At 63.9% G+C, this 17,475-nt stretch carries 16 protein-coding genes; 9 read left to right on the forward strand and 7 right to left on the reverse strand.

Annotation, left to right across the window (positions count from 1 at the left end):
* Window positions 1-9 precede the first annotated feature (9 nt).
* The 3 genes from ACOJCM_RS17075 to mpl form a co-directional block, all read right to left on the reverse strand.
* Complete coding sequence (locus tag ACOJCM_RS17075; RefSeq protein ID WP_445213272.1) at window positions 10-633, reverse strand: LysE family translocator; 624 nt, start codon at window positions 631-633, stop codon at window positions 10-12.
* Window positions 634-710: 77 nt separating this feature from the next.
* Entirely contained in the window at window positions 711-1,328 is a 618-nt protein-coding gene (locus ACOJCM_RS17080; protein WP_445213493.1) for a flavin prenyltransferase UbiX, read from the reverse strand.
* Between the two features lie 40 nt (window positions 1,329-1,368).
* A complete protein-coding gene (gene mpl, locus ACOJCM_RS17085) occupies window positions 1,369-2,748 on the reverse strand; it encodes a UDP-N-acetylmuramate:L-alanyl-gamma-D-glutamyl-meso-diaminopimelate ligase (RefSeq protein ID WP_445213273.1) in 1,380 nt (459 codons plus the stop codon).
* A gap of 176 nt (window positions 2,749-2,924) precedes the next feature.
* On the opposite strand from mpl, the gene ACOJCM_RS17090 reads away from it, so the two are divergent.
* The gene (locus ACOJCM_RS17090) at window positions 2,925-4,184 is read left to right on the forward strand and encodes a 6-phosphofructokinase (protein WP_445213274.1); all 1,260 of its coding nucleotides are present in this window, start codon (window positions 2,925-2,927) and stop codon (window positions 4,182-4,184) included.
* Between the two features lie 81 nt (window positions 4,185-4,265).
* Here the strand turns inward: ACOJCM_RS17090 and ACOJCM_RS17095 are convergent, their stop codons facing one another.
* Window positions 4,266-5,921: a protein kinase domain-containing protein gene (locus tag ACOJCM_RS17095; protein WP_445213494.1), complete on the reverse strand. Its 1,656-nt coding sequence runs from the start codon at window positions 5,919-5,921 to the stop codon at window positions 4,266-4,268.
* A gap of 300 nt (window positions 5,922-6,221) precedes the next feature.
* On the opposite strand from ACOJCM_RS17095, the gene ppa reads away from it, so the two are divergent.
* The 8 genes from ppa to purH all read left to right on the forward strand — a co-directional run bounded on the left by ppa (window position 6,222) and on the right by purH (window position 14,972).
* Complete coding sequence (gene ppa, locus ACOJCM_RS17100) at window positions 6,222-6,752, forward strand: inorganic diphosphatase (protein ID WP_445213275.1); 531 nt, start codon at window positions 6,222-6,224, stop codon at window positions 6,750-6,752.
* Between the two features lie 270 nt (window positions 6,753-7,022).
* A complete protein-coding gene (dsbD, locus tag ACOJCM_RS17105; RefSeq protein WP_445213495.1) occupies window positions 7,023-8,870 on the forward strand; it encodes a protein-disulfide reductase DsbD in 1,848 nt (615 codons plus the stop codon).
* A 206-nt stretch (window positions 8,871-9,076) separates the two neighbouring features.
* The gene (gene accB, locus ACOJCM_RS17110; protein ID WP_445213276.1) at window positions 9,077-9,538 is read left to right on the forward strand and encodes an acetyl-CoA carboxylase biotin carboxyl carrier protein; all 462 of its coding nucleotides are present in this window, start codon (window positions 9,077-9,079) and stop codon (window positions 9,536-9,538) included.
* 27 nt (window positions 9,539-9,565) lie between these two features.
* Entirely contained in the window at window positions 9,566-10,906 is a 1,341-nt protein-coding gene (gene accC / locus ACOJCM_RS17115; RefSeq protein ID WP_445213277.1) for an acetyl-CoA carboxylase biotin carboxylase subunit, read from the forward strand.
* Between the two features lie 74 nt (window positions 10,907-10,980).
* A complete protein-coding gene (prmA, locus tag ACOJCM_RS17120) occupies window positions 10,981-11,895 on the forward strand; it encodes a 50S ribosomal protein L11 methyltransferase (protein WP_445213278.1) in 915 nt (304 codons plus the stop codon).
* Between the two features lie 78 nt (window positions 11,896-11,973).
* On the forward strand, window positions 11,974-13,017 hold the full coding sequence (gene dusB, locus ACOJCM_RS17125; protein WP_445213279.1) for a tRNA dihydrouridine synthase DusB: 1,044 nt from the start codon (window positions 11,974-11,976) through the stop codon (window positions 13,015-13,017).
* Window positions 13,014-13,352, forward strand: a complete 339-nt coding sequence (fis, locus tag ACOJCM_RS17130; RefSeq protein WP_445213280.1) for a DNA-binding transcriptional regulator Fis — start codon at window positions 13,014-13,016, stop codon at window positions 13,350-13,352. The genes dusB and fis overlap by 4 nt, the downstream gene beginning before the upstream one ends.
* 39 nt (window positions 13,353-13,391) lie before the next feature.
* Complete coding sequence (gene purH, locus ACOJCM_RS17135; protein ID WP_445213281.1) at window positions 13,392-14,972, forward strand: bifunctional phosphoribosylaminoimidazolecarboxamide formyltransferase/IMP cyclohydrolase; 1,581 nt, start codon at window positions 13,392-13,394, stop codon at window positions 14,970-14,972.
* A gap of 110 nt (window positions 14,973-15,082) precedes the next feature.
* Here purH and ACOJCM_RS17140 read toward each other — a convergent pair whose 3' ends face one another.
* From ACOJCM_RS17140 to folX, 3 genes are all read right to left on the reverse strand, one after another.
* Entirely contained in the window at window positions 15,083-16,540 is a 1,458-nt protein-coding gene (locus ACOJCM_RS17140; protein WP_445213282.1) for an NAD-dependent succinate-semialdehyde dehydrogenase, read from the reverse strand.
* 69 nt (window positions 16,541-16,609) lie between these two features.
* Window positions 16,610-16,927 (reverse strand): DUF4190 domain-containing protein, encoded by a 318-nt coding sequence (locus tag ACOJCM_RS17145; protein ID WP_445213283.1) that lies wholly within the window; start codon window positions 16,925-16,927, stop codon window positions 16,610-16,612.
* A 103-nt stretch (window positions 16,928-17,030) separates the two neighbouring features.
* Window positions 17,031-17,441 carry a dihydroneopterin triphosphate 2'-epimerase gene (folX, locus tag ACOJCM_RS17150; protein WP_445213284.1) on the reverse strand — a complete coding sequence of 137 codons (411 nt, stop codon included), beginning with the start codon at window positions 17,439-17,441 and terminating at the stop codon, window positions 17,031-17,033.
* Between the last annotated feature and the right edge of the window lie 34 nt (window positions 17,442-17,475).

The following is a 17,475-nucleotide window of genomic DNA, read 5'->3' on the forward strand; positions in this document are numbered from 1 at the left end:
GGTGGCGCCTCAGCCTAGCGCCAGCCAGATTCCCACACCGACCATCAGCGAGCCGGCGATGCGGTTGAGCAGTCTCACATTGCCGCTCTCGCCGAGCACGCGGCGAAGGCCGCGCCCACCGGCGGCATAAAGCAGCAGGCTCAGGAATTCGATGGCCAGGATCACAGCGATAAGCACGACCAGCTGCCCCCCCAGCGGACTCGACGCATCGAGGAAAGGCGGCAACAGCGCAACGAAGAAGGCCCAGCCCTTGGGATTGGCGACAGCCGTGACGAATCCCTGCAGTGCCAGCTGGCCTCGCGAAGCCGGCGGCAGCTCGACGCTCTCGAGCGGAATCGCCATGCGACCACGTGAGCGCCACATCATCACGCCAAGGTAGCCGAGATAGCAGCCGCCGACCCATTTGAACAGGGCAAAGAGTTCAGGCTGACGCAGCATCAGCGTGGCCACCCCCGCGCTGGCGGCGGCGGCAACCAGCCCCACACCGACGAGCTCGCCCGCCATCATCCATAACGTGCGCTTCACGCCCTGGGTCATGCCCAGCACCATCGACAGGGTCATGCACATGCCCGGCGTCAGCGAGACGAACAGAAAAGTCGGCACGAAGACCGACAGCAACGACAACTTGATCACGGCAATTGGCCTCGTCCTAGTGCACTCGGTCTGCCTGGCTTCAAAGACACCAAGGTGGTAGCAACGGGGGCACGACGTTACTCCCCCCAGCGCGGCATGATGCGATGCTCGATGTCGAGCTGGTTGAGAATCCGCGCCACGATGAAGTCGACGAGGTCCTCCACCCTCTCGGGGCGATGGTAGAAACCGGGCGCTGCCGGAAGGATCACCGCGCCCATACGGGTCAGCGACAGCATATGCTCGAGATGGATCGCCGACAGCGGTGTTTCGCGCGGCACCAGGATAAGCTTGCGTCGCTCCTTGAGCGCCACGTCGGCCGCACGCTCGATCAGGTTGTTGCTGGCACCGGTTGCCACGGCCGACAAAGTACCGGTGGAACAGGGGCAGATCACCATGGCGGAAGACGCACCGGAGCCCGAAGCCACCGGTGCCATCCAGTCTTCGCGGCCAAAGCAGCGTATCTGACCCGCCTTCGCGCCGCTGCGCTCTGTCAGGGCACGCGCCAGCCGCTCGGGCCGTGCCGGCAGGGCGGCATCGGTCTCGGTCTCGATGACCAGATGGGCGGCCTTTGAGATCATCACCCATACTTCATGCCCGGTGGCCACCAGCGCTTCGACCAGACGCAGGCCGTACTGAGCGCCGGACGCTCCGGTGATCGCCACCGTGACGGGCCGACCAAAGGTCGTCTCGCCCATCGGCCCGGAACCCGCCTCTTCCATCGGCCCGGAACCCGCCTCAGCCATGAGCCACCTCGAGCGCCGCCAGCAACTTCTCATGGATACCGCCGAAGCCGCCGTTCGACATCACGACGATGCGGTCGAGCGGGCGCGCCTCGGCCACCAGCGCCGACACCAAGGTATCGAGGCTCTCCTCGAGCCGCGCCGGAACCGGGCTGGCCGCGAGCACGGGGCCAAGCGACCAGTCGAGACCCGGCGGTTGGTACCAGTACACCATGTCGGCTGCACCGACACTTTCCGCCAGGCGTTCGCGCAGGGTGCCCAGACGCATGGTATTGGAACGCGGCTCGATCACCGCCAGCAGCCGGCCCTTCGGCGTGGCGGCACGCAACCCCTCGAGCGTGGCGGCGAAAGCGGTGGGATGATGGGCGAAGTCATCGATGACCTGGATGCCGGCCACCTCGCCGCGCATCTCCTGGCGGCGGCGCGGCGTCTCGAAGCGCGCCAGGGCCGCACATGCGCGCGCCAGGTCGACGCCGCAGGCATGGGTCGCGGCCAGAGCGGCCAGCGCGTTGCGGGCGTTGTGGGTGCCGGTTAGAGACCAGTCGACCACGGCATCCTCGTCGATGTCCGCTTGCTGGTGCACCACTCGGAAACGTGAGGCGTCGTCGCGTTCCAGCACGAGTCGCCAAGGGCTCTCCTCCGCAACACCGAAGCGCTCAACCCGCGTCCAGCAGCCCATGTCCAGCACGCGCTCCAGGGCCGGCTCACCATCTGACACGAGCAGCCGTCCGCGCCCCGGCACGGTACGCACCAAGTGGTGAAACTGTCGCTCGATAGCGGCTAGATCGGTGAAAATGTCGGCATGATCGAACTCCAGGTTGCCGAGAATCGCGATCTCGGGTCGGTAGTGAACGAACTTGGAGCGCTTGTCGAAGAAGGCGGTATCGTACTCGTCCGCCTCGACCACGAAAGGCGCGGCGTTACCCCCGAGGCGCGCCGAAACGCCGAAATTGCGTGGAACGCCGCCAATCAAGAAGCCCGGCTCGAATCCGGCCGACTCCAGCAGCCAGGCAACGAGACTCGCCGTGGTGGTCTTGCCATGGGTGCCGGCCACGGCAATGACCCGCCGCTTGGGAAGCACGTGCTCGGCCAGCCACTGCGGGCCGGAGGTGTAGGGAATATCCAGGTCGAGGAGCGCCTCGACTTCCGGGTTGCCTCTCGACAATGCATTGCCCACCACCACCAGGTCGGGCCGCGGTGCCAGGTTGGCCGCAGCGTAGCCGTCACACAAGCCGATGCCTGCCTCTTCCAACTGCGTGCTCATCGGCGGGTAGACACCGCTGTCGGAGCCGGTGACGACATGGCCGAGATCGCGCGCCAGCAGGGCCAGGCTGCCCATGAAGGTGCCGCATATGCCGAGAATATGAAGGTGCATGCAGTTCGACCTTTTCACCAGATAACGCAGGCGGGCAGTGCCCACCGGGAAGGAATCGGCAGACTATCACGGCCCGACGCCAGCCCTCCAGCAGCGTGCAGGTTCGCTGCCTTTCGTCTAAAATATTTCGCCTTGTCATGAAATATGAAATGGACATTTCCCCGATAGGAAGCCCCATGGCCCAGCATAACGCCTTCTATGCCCAGTCTGGCGGTGTCACCGCCGTGATCAACGCCAGCGCCTGCGGCGTGATCGAAGCCTGCCGTCAACACTCCGACCGCATCGGCAAGGTCTATGCCGGACATAACGGCATCATTGGCGCCCTGACCGAAGATCTGATCGACGTCAGCCAGGAGTCGGACGAGGCGATTGCCGCCCTGCGCCACACGCCCGGTGGCGCCTTCGGCTCCTGCCGCTACAAGCTCAAGGACATCGAGAGCCATCGCGCCCAGTACGAGCGGTTGATCGAGGTCTTCAAGGCGCATGACATCCGTTACTTCTTCTACAATGGCGGTGGCGACAGCGCCGATACCTGTCTGAAGGTATCGCAACTTTCCGAGAAGATGGGCTACCCGCTGACCGCCATTCACGTGCCCAAGACCGTGGACAACGACCTCCCGATTACCGACAATTCGCCGGGCTTCGGCAGCGTCGCCAAGTACATCGCCACCTCCACCCTGGAGGCCTCTCTGGATATCGCCTCCATGTGCGCCACCTCGACCAAGGTCTTCGTGCTCGAGGTGATGGGACGCCATGCGGGCTGGATCGCAGCCGCCGGCGCCCTGGCCGGGGAAGGCGAAGGCGAGCCGCCTCATCTGGTGATTTTTCCCGAGATACCTTTTGAGCGCAGCAGGGTAATGGCTCGCGTCGAGGAGTGCGTACAGAAATACGGCTACTGCGTGATCGTGGTTTCCGAGGGCGCCCGCTACGAGGACGGCACCTTTCTCGCCGATTCGGGCAATACCGATGCCTTCGGCCATCGCCAGTTGGGCGGCGTGGCACCCACGCTGGCCGGCATGGTCAAGCAGGACCTCGGCTACAAGTACCACTGGGCAGTGGCGGACTACTTGCAGCGCGCAGCTCGCCACCTGGCATCGCGCACCGACGTCGAGCAGGCCTATGCCGTGGGCCAGCAGGCGGTGGAGCTGGCCATCGCCGGCAAGAACGCCATGATGCCGGCCATCAAGCGTGTCAGCGACACCCCCTACGAGTGGCGCATCGAATCCGCCCCACTGGCCGAGGTGGCCAATCGCGAGAAGTTCATGCCTCGCGAATTCATTCGTGAGGATGGCTTTGCCATTACTGACGTTTGCCGCCGCTACCTGGCCCCGCTGATTCAGGGCGAGGATTACCCGCCTTACGAGAATGGACTCCCCAAGGTGGCGAATCTCAAGCTGGCCAAGGTCGAGCGCAAGCTGCCCGAGTTCACGCTCTGACGCCGCGCGCCGTCCCGCGCAAGCGCTCCGGCCCCGTTGGCCCAGGCGCTTGCGCGCCCACCTTGCCCCGACCTTCCTGCCTCACTTCAGCAGCCAGGAAAGTATCAGCAGCAGCAGCAGTATACCGGCCACTCCCTGCCAGAAATTGGCCGGATCGCGCATGAAGCGGCGCGGGTCGCGGCGTCTTGGCCTGTCGCGTCCGTCCTGCTCCCGCAGGGCATAGAGCAGTTCGGAGAGGCGCCGAAAGCGCAGCGACCGCTGGGGATCCAGCGCGCGGCGCAGGGTATCGTCGAGCTGCGCCGAAACCTCTGGGTTGAAGAGCCTGGCGCTGCGATAGCTGAGCTGCTCGAGATCGGTATGGCTGCGTAGCCGATTCGGCGTCAGCTCGTAGGGCAACTCCCCCGTCAAAAGCCAATAGATCGTCGAGGCCAACGCGTACTGGTCGCTGCGCCGCCCCACACTGTCATCCAGGGCATACTCCGGAGCACTGTGCTCAGACAAGCCGGTCTGACGGGCCAACTCGCGGGAGCGCCGATGCCCATCCAGATCACGCATGTGGCAGGCGCTGAAGTCGGTCAAGACGACCTGTCCGTGCACGTCGATCAGGATGTTGTCCGGATGGATGCGCTGGTGCAGCACCTCGCGATGATGCAGGGCCTGTATCGCCTTGCCCAGCTGCACGGCGATATCCAGACGCTGGGCGAGGCTGGCCTGGGGATGGCGAAGCACCCATTCAGTGAGTGTCATCCCCTCCACGTAGGACATCAGGTAGTAGAGATAGCGTCGCGGACGAGAGGATTCCATGACTCTCGCCACGAACGGGGACTTGACCCGCTCCACCACCCATTGCTGGAGCAGGAAATGCTCCAGATAGGCATTGCGATTGGACAGTTCGGGGCTCGGCGCCTTCATGACCATCTCGCGTTCGGTACGGCTATCACGGACCCGATAAACACGCGATTGCGCGGTACGCGACAGCACCTCCTGCACTTCGAGACCGTCGATGCGCTCGCCCGGGGAGAGTTCGGGCGGAATCGGCAGGTCGCCGTAGATGCGGCTGGGGTGGTCGCGCTCCACTTCCGGCAATTGGTCGATGCGCACCAGCTGGAAACAGAACTGATCGGCCCCGTAGCCCCGTTCCTGGGCCCGCTCCCTTGCCGCTTCCGCCAAGCGTTCACAGGCCGCATCGAGATCGCTGGCGTCCTGGCGGATCAACCCGACGTAGTCGGAGGGCATCAGGGTGCCGCGCACCGCCTGCGTGGTGAAGAGGAAGATATCGCCCTGCTTGAGAGGCAGTTGAAGGTAGTCGATATCGATGCTGCCATCCAGCCCCAGGGCTCGCGATGGGTAGCGATACCCGCCCAGATCGGTGATGTGATCTCTCGAAAGCTGTTCGAATTCGGCGCCCCGCAGCCGAAATATCAGGGTATCGCCCATGTGGAACAGGTGAGCATCCCGCCCACGATAGACCATTGCCGAGAGCGAGGAGACGTAGCTGCCATCCTCGACGAAGGTGCTCTGGCTGTAGCACCAGCCGTTGAGCGCCCGTAGCACACGGGTCGCCGATGTCTTGACGTCCCAATGGTCCGGTGTCGAGAAGTAGTCGGCGAGAAACCCCCTGACACTGAGGTCGCCGGCCTGCTTGGCAATGGCATTGCGCGAACTGGTATCGCTGATCACCGCGCAGGCACCCTTGGCGGCGAACTGCCCCGCCTCCTCGGGGATCCGAACCGACATGGAACTGCGATGCCGGCGACGGTCCGGTGCCACGAAGGCCTGGCCGACACTCAACGAGAGCCGATTCGACGACAAGACACGCTCCTTCAAGATATCGCCACTGTTCACCGCTCACTCCGAATGACTGGCCGAACCGCCCGACGTCGGCCATCATACACGGTTGTGGGTTTCACAACCTGTCAACCAAAGCCCAAGCCGGGCCGACTCTCACCTATGTCGCATTGGTAATCCCCGGGCCAGCTCCGTATAATTCGGCGCATTTTGCGGTGTCTCATTTTTTCGCCAACGAAGGAAGCGACGATGAACTTCGACCACATCCCCGCCGGCAAGGACCTCCCGAACGACGTCTATGTCGCCATTGAGATTCCTGCCAACCACGCTCCGATCAAGTACGAGATCGACAAGGATATGGGCGCTCTTCTGGTGGATCGCTTCATGGCCACGCCGATGTTCTACCCTGCCAATTACGGTTTCATTCCCCACACCCTGGCCGACGACGGCGACCCGCTCGACGCACTGGTGGTCACCCCCTATCCGGTCCAGGCCGGCAGCGTCATCCGTGCCCGTCCGGTCGGCATCCTCAACATGACCGACGAAGCCGGCGAGGACGCCAAGCTGGTTTGCGTGCCGCATGCCAAGCTGTCGACTCTCTATGACGACGTTCATGAAGTCACCGACCTGCCGGAGCTGCTGCGCCAGCAGATCGCGCATTTCTTCGAGAACTACAAGGATCTCGAGAAGGGCAAGTGGGTCAAGGTGGAATCCTGGGAGGGTGCGGAAGCCGCCCGCAAGGCCATTGAAAAAGCCCTGGCCGCCCACGACAAGGCCTGATCCGTCTTGGCTTGCCAGTTTGACGAACGGGCCGCCCCATGGGCGGCCCGTTCGCTTCATGCGACATCAGAGCGCAGCCGCAGGGGGCGGGCTGTGGTTCTCTCCGCTCCGATGTCTGCGGTATCCTAGCGCAAAGCGTCGATGGCCCGATCGGAGCTCGTCGTTTCGTTCACGGGTCGATCCAGTAACACCACGGCCACCCAGGATGGTCCGCTTCCGTTCGCTTTCGCTTGCCAGAAGGACTCCGCGTTGACTAGTCGCCCTCTCGCCATGCGCGTCATCTGCTGCCTGCTGCTGTGGTGGCCACTGGCCGCCCCGGCCCAGTGGTTCTCTTCTTCGGACAGCAGCCAGGGGGAATTCCTGCCCGTCATGGAGGCGTTCAAGCCCAGCGCCTGGCATGACGGCGAGACACTCTTCATCGGCTTCGAGAACGCTGAAGGTTATTATCTCTATCGCCATCAGCTGGATGTCGAAAGTCGCAGCGATTCGCTCGAAATAGGCGAGCCAACCCTTCCCCAGGGGGAGTTCAAGAGCGACGAGTTCCTCGGCGACGTCTACGTCTTCTACGACCGGGTGGTTTTCGAAGCACCTCTGCAGGGAGAAACCGAGGGCCCGCTGGAGATCGCGGTTCGCTTCCAGGGGTGTGCGGATGCCGGGCTCTGCTACCCGCCTGAAAGGGTCGAGCTACAAGCGCCTGCCAGCACCATGCCAGCCGCCTTCGCCGGCTGGCAGGAAGAGGCTGCCGCTGGGGCTGAGGGCACGGAGCGCGAAACCGCTGCGGTCGAGGATGCCGTGCCGCCTGACCTGCAGAGCCAGGACGGTCGCTTGAGCAGCCTGATAGGCGAGGCCAGCCTGCCGTTGGTCCTGGGTCTTTTCTTCCTCGCCGGCCTGGGCCTGACCTTCACACCCTGCGTGCTGCCGATGGTACCGATCCTCTCTTCGATCATCGTCGGCCAGAACCCGACACGTCGGCGCGCCTTCGCGCTCTCCGCCAGCTACGTCATGGGCATGGCGCTTGCCTACGCCCTGGTCGGTGTCTTGATGGGGCTCTTCGGCGCCGGCCTCAACCTGCAGGCCCACCTTCAGTCCGCTCCTGTCCTGATCGCTTTCGCCCTGCTCTTTACACTCTTTGCATTGGCGATGTTCGGGACATTCGATCTTCGCCTGACACCACGCCTGGCGGGGCACGTCGACGCCTGGCAGGCCCGCGTTCAGCGTAGCGGGCCGCTGGGCCTCGCTGCTGCCGGTGCTCTCTCGGTACTGGTGGTCTCGCCCTGCGTCTCGGCCCCCCTCGCCGGCGCGCTGGTGTTCATCTCGTCCACCGGTAACGCCCTGATGGGAGGCGCAGCCCTGCTAGCCCTCGGCCTGGGCATGGGCGTGCCGCTACTGCTGGTCGGCACCTTCGGGGCCACCGCCCTGCCGCGCAGCGGCGCCTGGATGAATGGCATCAAGATCGCTTTCGGTGTCCTGCTGCTCGGCGTGGCCATCTGGCTGGTCGAACGGCTGCTTCCCGCCGCCGCCAGCCTGCTGCTGTGGGCGGCACTGTCCATCGGCAGTGCCCTGGCCCTGGGGGCCCTGTCGTTCAACCTGGCCCAGGGCTGGCCTCGGGTACGCCAGGCCGTAGGCCTGATGCTGTTGGCCTGGGGTATCGCGCTGGTATTCGGCGCCGCCATGGGGGGCAGCGATCCCCTGCGCCCGCTGGCACCGCTTCCTTCCGCCGGCTCCTCGCCGGAGCGCGTATCAATCACCACCGTTGACGATCTCGAAGCCCTGCGCAGCTCACTTCGCGAACACGCCGGCCAGGGCCGACCCGCTTTTGTCCACTTCACCGCGGACTGGTGCATTTCGTGCAAGCAGCTGGAGCGACAGGTCTACCCCGACCCGCGGGTCGCCGAGCCGCTTTCCCGATTCGCTCGCATCAATGTCGACGTGACCCGCACGGATGCCGCTACCCGCGACCTGCTCGACCATTTCAGCCTGTTCGGCCCGCCAAGCCTGCTATTCTTCAGCGGCGAAGAGGAGATCCGCCAAGCCCGCATCCAGGGAACCGTAGGGGTCGACGAACTCGCCAGCCACCTTCAGGGGCTGCTCGACTGGTTCGAACGTCAGCGCGCCTGACCGAGGCTGGCATGTCGGCGAAAGGAGTCGAACACTGTTCCCGGCCGGCTGGACATCCCCTGCGATTTTAGGCACACTCCGCCAACAACGCTTATCAAGGCCGATAGCGCCGGCAATATTCGCCATCTTGCCGCGATCTATCGAAAGTTGGCTTGGGTTAACAGCGCCCTTGCCCACCGCCATTTACCCACCGGTCGAGACTCAACATGGATATCCGCAAGGTCAAGAAGCTGATCGAGCTGCTCGAAGAATCCAACATCAGCGAAATCGAGATTCAGGAAGGCGAAGAATCGGTGCGTATCAGCCGTCATCCCAACGGCGTCAGCTGGCCCCAGGCTCCCATGCCACAATACGCTGCCCCGCAGCCGGCACCGGGGCAAGCAGCTCCTAACCTCTCTGCGGAGCCTGCAGAGGAAGCCCCGACGGCTTACCAGGGCCATGCCTTGACCTCCCCCATGGTCGGAACCTTCTATCGCAGCCCGGCACCGGGGTCGAAACCCTTTATCGAAGTGGGCCAGAGTGTCAAGAAGGGCGAAACGGTCTGTATCGTTGAAGCCATGAAGATGATGAACCAGATCGAAGCCGATCGCGACGGCGTCATCGAGGCGATCCTGGTCGAGGACGGCGAGCCGGTCGAATTCGACCAGCCGATGCTTATCATTTCCTGATCTTTCACCGACACTGGCGGACACCCTATGCTGGACAAGGTACTCATCGCCAACCGCGGCGAGATCGCCCTGCGCATCCTGCGTGCCTGCAAGGAGCTGGGCATCAAGACCGTCGCGGTTCACTCCAAGGCCGACCGTGAGTTGATGCACGTGCGTCTGGCCGACGAGGCCGTGTGCATCGGCCCGGCGCCCTCGGCGCAGTCTTATCTGAACATCCCGGCACTGATCAGCGCCGCGGAAGTCACCGACTCCAGTGCGATCCACCCCGGCTACGGCTTTCTCTCCGAGAACGCCAACTTCGCCGAACAGGTGGAGCGCTCCGGCTTCGTCTTCATCGGACCGCGTGCGGATACCATTCGGCTGATGGGCGACAAGGTCAGTGCCATCGAAGCCATGAAGAAGGCCGGCGTCCCCACTGTCCCCGGCTCGGACGGCCCGCTGGGTGACGACGAGAGCGAGAACGTGGCCATTGCCCGGCGAATCGGTTACCCCGTCATCATCAAGGCCGCTGCCGGCGGCGGCGGGCGCGGCATGCGCGTGGTGCACACCGAAGGGCACCTGCTGTCGGCGATCAACGTGACACGCACCGAGGCGCATGCGGCCTTCGGTGACGGCACGGTCTACATGGAGAAGTTTCTCGAGCGGCCGCGCCACGTCGAGATTCAGGTCTTGGCCGATGGCCAGGGCAATGCCATCCATCTGTATGATCGCGATTGCTCACTGCAGCGCCGCCACCAGAAGGTGCTCGAAGAGGCTCCGGCCCCCGGCATCGATCCGGGTGCCCGGGCCAAGGTGCTCGATGCGTGCCGTGAGGCATGCATCGAGATCGACTATCGCGGCGCCGGTACCTTCGAGTTCCTCTACGAAGACGGCCAGTTCTTCTTCATCGAGATGAACACCCGGGTCCAGGTGGAACATCCCGTGACCGAGATGGTCACTGGCGTGGACATCGTACGCGAGCAGCTACGCATCGCCTCCGGCCTGCCGCTGTCGATCCGGCAGGAAGACGTCCAGCTCGAGGGTCACGCTTTCGAGTGCCGCATCAACGCCGAGGATTCCCGAACCTTCATGCCCTCGCCCGGCAAGGTTACCCTCTACCATCCGCCAGGCGGGCTCGGGGTACGCATGGATTCGCATGTCTATACCGGCTACACCGTGCCGCCCCACTATGATTCTCTGATCGGCAAGCTGATCACCTGGGGCGACAGTCGTGAAATCGCCCTCACGCGCATGCGCAATGCCCTTGACGAACTCCTGGTGGAGGGCATCAAGACCAATACCGATCTGCACAAGGACCTGGTTCGCGACGGCCTCTTCCAGCAGGGCGGTGTCAACATCCACTACCTGGAGAAGAAGCTCGGTTCCTAGGAGGTTCCTGGCCGAGCATCGATCCCCGCGGGGTGGCCAAGGCCATCCCGCTTGCGTTTCGCACGGAGACTGCCATGCCCTGGCTGCAACTCAAGGCCCGCATCGCCCCGGAGCAGGCTGAACTGCTCGAAGAGCTGCTCCTGGCCGAAGGCGCCACCGCCATCACCCTTCAGGATGCCCACGACGACCCGGTCTTCGAGCCCGAACGCGGCACCACGCCACTGTGGAACGAGACGGTGCTGACCGGCCTTTACGACGATCTCGAGGGGCTCGACGCCATGCTCGAACGACTGGCGGCCGCCTGGGCCGAAACCCAGCCCGACGAGCCCTGCCCGCTCATTGAACATGAGCTGCTGGCCGATCGCGACTGGGAGCGTGAATGGATGGAGGATTTCCAGCCTCTACGCATGGGCCAGCGGTTGTGGATCGTACCGAGCTGGCATGAACCGCCCGATCCCGACGCCGTCAACCTGCGCCTGGACCCGGGTCTCGCCTTCGGCACCGGCACCCATCCCACCACGGCGCTGTGCCTCGAGTGGCTCGATGCCCTGGCGCAGGAGGGCGGCCTCGACGGCGTCGAGGTGCTCGACGTCGGCTGCGGTTCAGGCATCCTTGCCATCGCTGCCCTCAAGCTGGGTGCGGCGATGGCCACCGGCACCGACATCGACCCGCAGGCGCTGCAGGCCAGTCGTGACAACGCCGAACGCAACGATGTCGCGGCGGGTGAATTCGCGCTCTGCTATCCCGAGCAGCTTGCTGAAGGACGTCGCTTTCCGCTGGTGGTGGCCAATATCCTGGCCGGCCCCTTGGTGGAGCTGGCCCCGACTATCGCCGGCCATGTGGCGCCGGGCGGGCGCCTGGCCCTGTCGGGCATTCTCGAGCGTCAAGCCGATGCGGTGCTCGACGCCTATCGCGACCAGGGGCTGGCGATGGGTGACCCGCAGGCACGCGAGGGCTGGGTCTGCCTGAGTGGGCAACGACCACAATGAGGCTCTCCCCTTACGCGACCTTCACCCTGCCCCTTCGGGGGCGTATGATAAGCAGCCCCAAGACCACTGATACGACTCATGTCTGCTAGCCGCCCGCTGCCACAGATAGGCCGCCACCGCTTGCCCAACCGGGTTATCCTGGCCCCCATGGCTGGCGTGACCGATCGCCCCTTTCGCCAACTCTGCCGCCGCCTGGGGGCAGGGCTGGTGGTTGGCGAAATGGTCACCTCGGACCCGGCACTGTGGCACACGCGCAAGTCGCGCCAGCGCATGGATCACCGCGGCGAGCCCGGCCCTCGGGCAGTGCAGATTGCCGGTGGCGACGCCGCCATGCTGGCCGAGGCGGCCCGCCTCAATGCCGGCCAGGGCGCCGAGATCATCGATATCAATATGGGCTGTCCGGCCAAGAAGGTTTGCAACAAGGCCGCCGGTTCCGCGCTGCTTCGCGATGAGACGCTGGTCGCCGAGATACTCGAGGCCGTGGTGGCCGCCGTTGATGTTCCGGTGACGCTGAAGATCCGCACCGGCTGGTCCGCCGAGAGCAATAACGGCGTGCGGGTGGCTCGCCTGGCGGAGGCCGCGGGTATCCAGGCCCTGGCCGTGCACGGCCGGCACCGCCAGCAGCGCTTTCAGGGCGAGGCCGAATACGACACCATCGCCGCCATCAAGCAGGCGGTTGAAATACCGGTGTTCGCCAACGGCGATATCGACTCTCCCCGCAAGGCCGCCGAGGTTCTGGACTATACTGGAGCGGATGCGGTGATGGTCGGCCGCGGTGCCCAAGGCAACCCGTGGATATTTCGCGAGATCGACCACTTCCTGCGCCATGGGCGTGGCTGCCCCCCTCCCGGTCTGGACGAGCGTGCCGATGTCCTGCGGGGCCATCTTGTCGCCCTGCACGATTTCTACGGCTGCTACATGGGAGCGCGTATCGCACGCAAGCATCTGAGCTGGTACCTCGCCGCAGACAGCCGCTTCGACACCGACCGTCAACGCGAGCTACGGGCTGCCTTCAATACCCTGGAGCAGCCCGACGAACAGTATGCCTTCATCGACGACCTGTTTAGCCCCGAACGTGAGGAATATCGCGTTTGGGCGACGAATGGAACCAGTGCCGCATGAACCGTGAAGCTTTCAACCAGAATGCCGATGTGCCTGGCCTGGAGGACGGCTCCTGCGCCGACCTGACAGGCCTCGACAGCACCCTCCTGCCACCGCCCACACTGGCAGAGCAGCCCCTGCGCGAAGCCGTGAACGCCGCCATGCGACGCTATTTCGATCACCTGGACGGCGGCACCGTAACCGATCTCTACGCCATGGTAATGACGGAAGTCGAGGCACCTCTGCTGGCCAGCGTGCTGGAATATACCCATGGCAACCAGACCCGCGCCGCGGAGATGCTAGGTCTCAATCGCGGTACGCTGCGCAAGAAGCTCAAGCAGCATGACCTGATCTGATCCCGTAATCATCCACTTCGACAAGAGTTGCACCCCAACATGGCCCAACCCTCTCCCATCCCGGTACGTCGGGCGCTGATCAGCGTCTCCGACAAGACCGGCATCGTCGACTTTGCCCACGGCCTGTCCCAGTATGGCGTCGAGCTGCTCTCCACCGGCGGCACCTTTCGCCTGCTGCAGGAGAACGGCATTGCCGTGACCGAGGTGTCCGAGCACACCGGCTTTCCCGAGATCATGGACGGCCGCGTCAAGACGCTGCATCCCAAGATCCACGGCGGCATCCTGGGGCGCCGCGGGCAGGACGACGATGTGATGGAAGAGCATGACATCGCGCCGATCGAAATGGTGGTGGTCAATCTCTACCCCTTCGCCCAGACCGTGGCCAAACCGGACTGTACACTCGAGGCTGCCATCGAGAACATCGACATCGGCGGCCCGACCATGGTGCGTGCCTGCGCCAAGAACCACGCCCACACTACCATCGTGGTGGATGCCGACGACTATTCACGGGTGCTCGCCGAGATGGCCTCCCAAGCGGGAGCGTTGAGCGATGCTACCCGCTTCGACCTGGCAGTGAAGGCCTTCGAGCATACCGCCGGTTACGATGCGGCGATCGCCGACTACCTGGGCCAGCGGGTACCGGGCGGCGAAAACGGCTTTCCCCGTACCTACAACCTGCAATTCGTCAAGAAGCAGGCCATGCGATACGGCGAAAATCCTCACCAGAGCGCGGCGTTCTACATCGAGGCCGATGCGCAGGAAGCCAGCGTGGCTACCGCCCACCAGCGTCAGGGCAAGGAACTGTCCTACAATAACGTCGCCGATACCGACGCCGCCTTCGAATGCGTCAAGAGCTTCACCGACTGCGCCTGTGTGATCGTCAAGCACGCCAACCCCTGCGGCGTGGCAGTCGGCGCTTCGCCCCGCGAGGCCTATGACAAGGCCTTCGCCACCGATCCCACCAGCGCCTTTGGCGGTATCATCGCCTTCAATCGGCCACTGGATGCCGACACCGCGCGCGCCATCATAGATCGCCAATTTGTCGAGGTAATCATCGCCCCCGGCGTCGACGATGCCGCCCTCGCCATCGTCGCAGAGAAGCAGAACGTTCGCCTGCTCGATGTAGGCGAGCACTGGCCCGGCGAGCAACAGCACGCCCACGATTACAAACGTGTGACCGGCGGGCTGCTGGTACAGGATCGCGACCTGGGCATGGTCGGCCGCGACGAGCTGACCGTGGTCACCGAGCGCGTTCCCACCGAGCAGGAGCTGCGCGACCTGACCTTTGCCTGGAAGGTGGCGAAGTACGTCAAGTCCAATGCCATCGTCTACGCCAGGAAGGGTCAGACCGTCGGGGTCGGCGCCGGCCAGATGAGCCGTGTCTACTCGGCCCGGATCGCCGGCATCAAGGCCGCCGACGAAGGTCTCGAGGTGCCTGGTTCGGTGATGGCTTCCGACGCCTTCTTCCCGTTCCGGGACGGCATCGATGCAGCGGCGCAGGCCGGTATCACTGCCGTGATACAGCCCGGCGGCTCCATGCGTGACCAGGAAGTGATCGATGCCGCCAATGAGGCGGGGATTGCCATGGTGTTCACCGGCATGCGCCATTTCCGCCATTAAAGACGCTGCATCACGCCCAGCCGTTTTCTCAAGCAAGACCGAAGAGAAAACCCCATTGGCCTCGGGCCAATGGGGTTGCCGTTCTTGTGGTCAGAACTTCTATGGCGCTATCAGCCGAGATCGATGCAGAGATACTTGGTTTCGAGGAACTCCTCGATCCCTTGATGGCCGCCTTCACGACCCAGCCCGGAAGCCTTGACACCACCGAACGGGGCCGCCGTATTGGAGATCAGCCCGGTGTTGATACCCACCATGCCATATTCCAGGGCATCGGCGACGCGCCACACGCGGCCCAGGTCGCGCGAGTAGAAATAGGAGGCGAGGCCGTACTGGGTATCGTTGGCCATCTGCACGGCATCTTCCTCATCGTCGAAGGGGAACACGGCGGCCAGCGGCCCAAAGGTTTCCTCCTGAGCCACCTTCATGTCGCCATTGGCAAAGCTGATCAAGGTCGGCGTGAAGAAATTGCCGCCCAACGGGTGCGGGTGACCGCCCAGCAGCAACTCGGCCCCCTTGTCGACGGCATCCTGTACGTGCTCGCTGACCTTGCTCACGGCATTTTCATCGATCAGCGGACCGATGTTGATGTCCGTCTCGGTACCGTTCCCGACCTTGAGTTCGCTATGCATCGCTACCGCCAGCTTCTCGCAGAAGGCGTTCACGACGCTGGACTGAACCAGGAAGCGGTTGGTACAGATGCAGGTTTGGCCGGCATTGCGAAACTTGGCGGCCATCGCTCCCTCCACCGCGGCATCCAGGTCGGCATCCTCGAACACGATGAACGGGGCGTTGCCGCCAAGCTCCAGAGAGATCTTCTGGATATGCTGTGAGGCCCGGGACATCAGTTCACGGCCCACCTCGGTGGAACCGGTGAAGGTAATCTTGCGCACCAGCGGCGATTCGGTCATTGCCGCGGCGATTTCGCCGGCGCGCCCCGGGACCACGTTGAATACGCCGCGGGGCACGCCGGCTCGCTCGGCCAGCAATGCCATGGCAGTGGCCGAAAACGGCGTCTGGCTGGCTGGCTTGATGACGATGGTGCAGCCCGCCGCCAATGCCGCACCGGCTTTACGGGTAATCATCGCCGCCGGGAAATTCCATGGCGTAATGGCGCCGACCACGCCCACCGGCTGCTTGGTCACCACGATGCGCTGGTTGGGCTTCGCCGCCGGTATGGTTTCGCCATAGACCCGCCGTGCCTCCTCAGCAAACCAACGCAGGAAGCTGGCGGCGTAGGCGATCTCACCGGCCGCCTCCTTGAGCGGCTTGCCCTGCTCATGGGTCATGATCATCGCCAGATCATCCTGATGCTCGAACATCAGGTCGTGCCACTTCATCAGGATATCGGCCCGCTCCTGGGCAGTGAGCGCACGCCAGCCGACGAGTGCCGCATCCGCGGCTGCGATGGCCCGCTCGGTCTCGCTCCGACCCAACCTCGGCACGGTACCGAAGGTCTCTCCCGTCGCCGGGTTGACCACTTCTATCTGTTCGCCGCTATCGGCGGCAACCCAGCTACCGTCGATATAAGCGAAAGGACAGTAGAGCTGCGTTTCCTTGAGGGCTTCCATGTTGTCTCTCCTGGCCTCAGCGGGGCCTGTATCCGAATGAAGGTGAATGCGTTCCGAACCCTGTCCCGATCACTGGGCCTCGATATTGGGCTGCTCGGGAACACTCGGGGGCATGTCTTCCTGTACCGGTGGCTGCAACATAGCATTCAGTATGGCAAGTATCAGAACCAGTGCGATGGCAATCCAGCAGAATGCACGCCCGATGTAGCGCTGGGGATGACGCCGTATCTGGCGCAATCCCAGTACGGCAAAGAGGGCAGCGGCAATGTTCAGTGGCGGCAGGCTGCCCTGGAAAAGCAGGGCGATGAGTGCCGTGACGATGGCGGTCGTGGCCCAGGGGGCGTAGCGTCGCCGCGGCGAACCCGGGGGGGAGGTGTCGCTTTCCAACGGCTCGTCTCTCTCTGTCGGTTCTCGCAGTGTCGTTCCATGCTAAGCGCAAAACCCGCTCCCACCAACCCAGGGCAGTATGATGGCATGAAACTCTCGCCAATCACCGCTCGCGCCGCGGCTCTCGCGTTGCGGAAAGCGTGATGGAAACCGAATCGGCAAAACGCAGTGCATGTGGCTTGTCGATTTCGACCTGCGCTGTCAGTACCTGCTCATGGGACATGACCAGGTCGAGAACTTCCCGGGTCATGCGCTCCAGCAGCTGGAAGCGATTTTCCTCGACCAGGGCGATCACCTCCTTGGTGATCGTGCGGTAGTTGAGCGCCTGTTCAATGCGATTGAAGCGCATCGCCCTGTCGGCCCGGTAGCGGATCACGGCGTTGATCACTACGTCCTGACGATTCAGAATTTCCTCCTCCTTGATGCCGATGTAGGTGCGCAGACGCAGATTCTTGATGCGAATGGTCGCCAGGTCATGGTCGAGGTGCTGATCGTCCAGGGCATGCAGCGTCATGGCGTGGGCTCCAGATGAGTAAGGGTCAGAGGGG

It is taken from the genome of Billgrantia hypersalina (assembly GCF_052584175.1).

Excerpts from the sequence above, each read along its gene's own strand:
- dsbD (WP_445213495.1), top strand. The coding sequence starts at position 7,023 with ATGCGCGTCATCTGCTGCCTGCTGCTGTGGTGGCCACTGGCCGCCCCG.
- purH (WP_445213281.1), top strand. The coding sequence starts at position 13,392 with ATGGCCCAACCCTCTCCCATCCCGGTACGTCGGGCGCTGATCAGCGTC.
- dusB (WP_445213279.1), top strand. The coding sequence starts at position 11,974 with ATGTCTGCTAGCCGCCCGCTGCCACAGATAGGCCGCCACCGCTTGCCC.
- accC (WP_445213277.1), top strand. The coding sequence starts at position 9,566 with ATGCTGGACAAGGTACTCATCGCCAACCGCGGCGAGATCGCCCTGCGC.
- ACOJCM_RS17140 (WP_445213282.1), bottom strand. The coding sequence starts at position 16,540 with ATGGAAGCCCTCAAGGAAACGCAGCTCTACTGTCCTTTCGCTTATATC.
- ACOJCM_RS17080 (WP_445213493.1), bottom strand. The coding sequence starts at position 1,328 with ATGGGCGAGACGACCTTTGGTCGGCCCGTCACGGTGGCGATCACCGGA.
- fis (WP_445213280.1), top strand. The coding sequence starts at position 13,014 with ATGAACCGTGAAGCTTTCAACCAGAATGCCGATGTGCCTGGCCTGGAG.
- ACOJCM_RS17090 (WP_445213274.1), top strand. The coding sequence starts at position 2,925 with ATGGCCCAGCATAACGCCTTCTATGCCCAGTCTGGCGGTGTCACCGCC.
- ACOJCM_RS17095 (WP_445213494.1), bottom strand. The coding sequence starts at position 5,921 with ATGTCGGTTCGGATCCCCGAGGAGGCGGGGCAGTTCGCCGCCAAGGGT.
- mpl (WP_445213273.1), bottom strand. The coding sequence starts at position 2,748 with ATGCACCTTCATATTCTCGGCATATGCGGCACCTTCATGGGCAGCCTG.
- folX (WP_445213284.1), bottom strand. The coding sequence starts at position 17,441 with ATGACGCTGCATGCCCTGGACGATCAGCACCTCGACCATGACCTGGCG.
- prmA (WP_445213278.1), top strand. The coding sequence starts at position 10,981 with ATGCCCTGGCTGCAACTCAAGGCCCGCATCGCCCCGGAGCAGGCTGAA.
- ppa (WP_445213275.1), top strand. The coding sequence starts at position 6,222 with ATGAACTTCGACCACATCCCCGCCGGCAAGGACCTCCCGAACGACGTC.
- accB (WP_445213276.1), top strand. The coding sequence starts at position 9,077 with ATGGATATCCGCAAGGTCAAGAAGCTGATCGAGCTGCTCGAAGAATCC.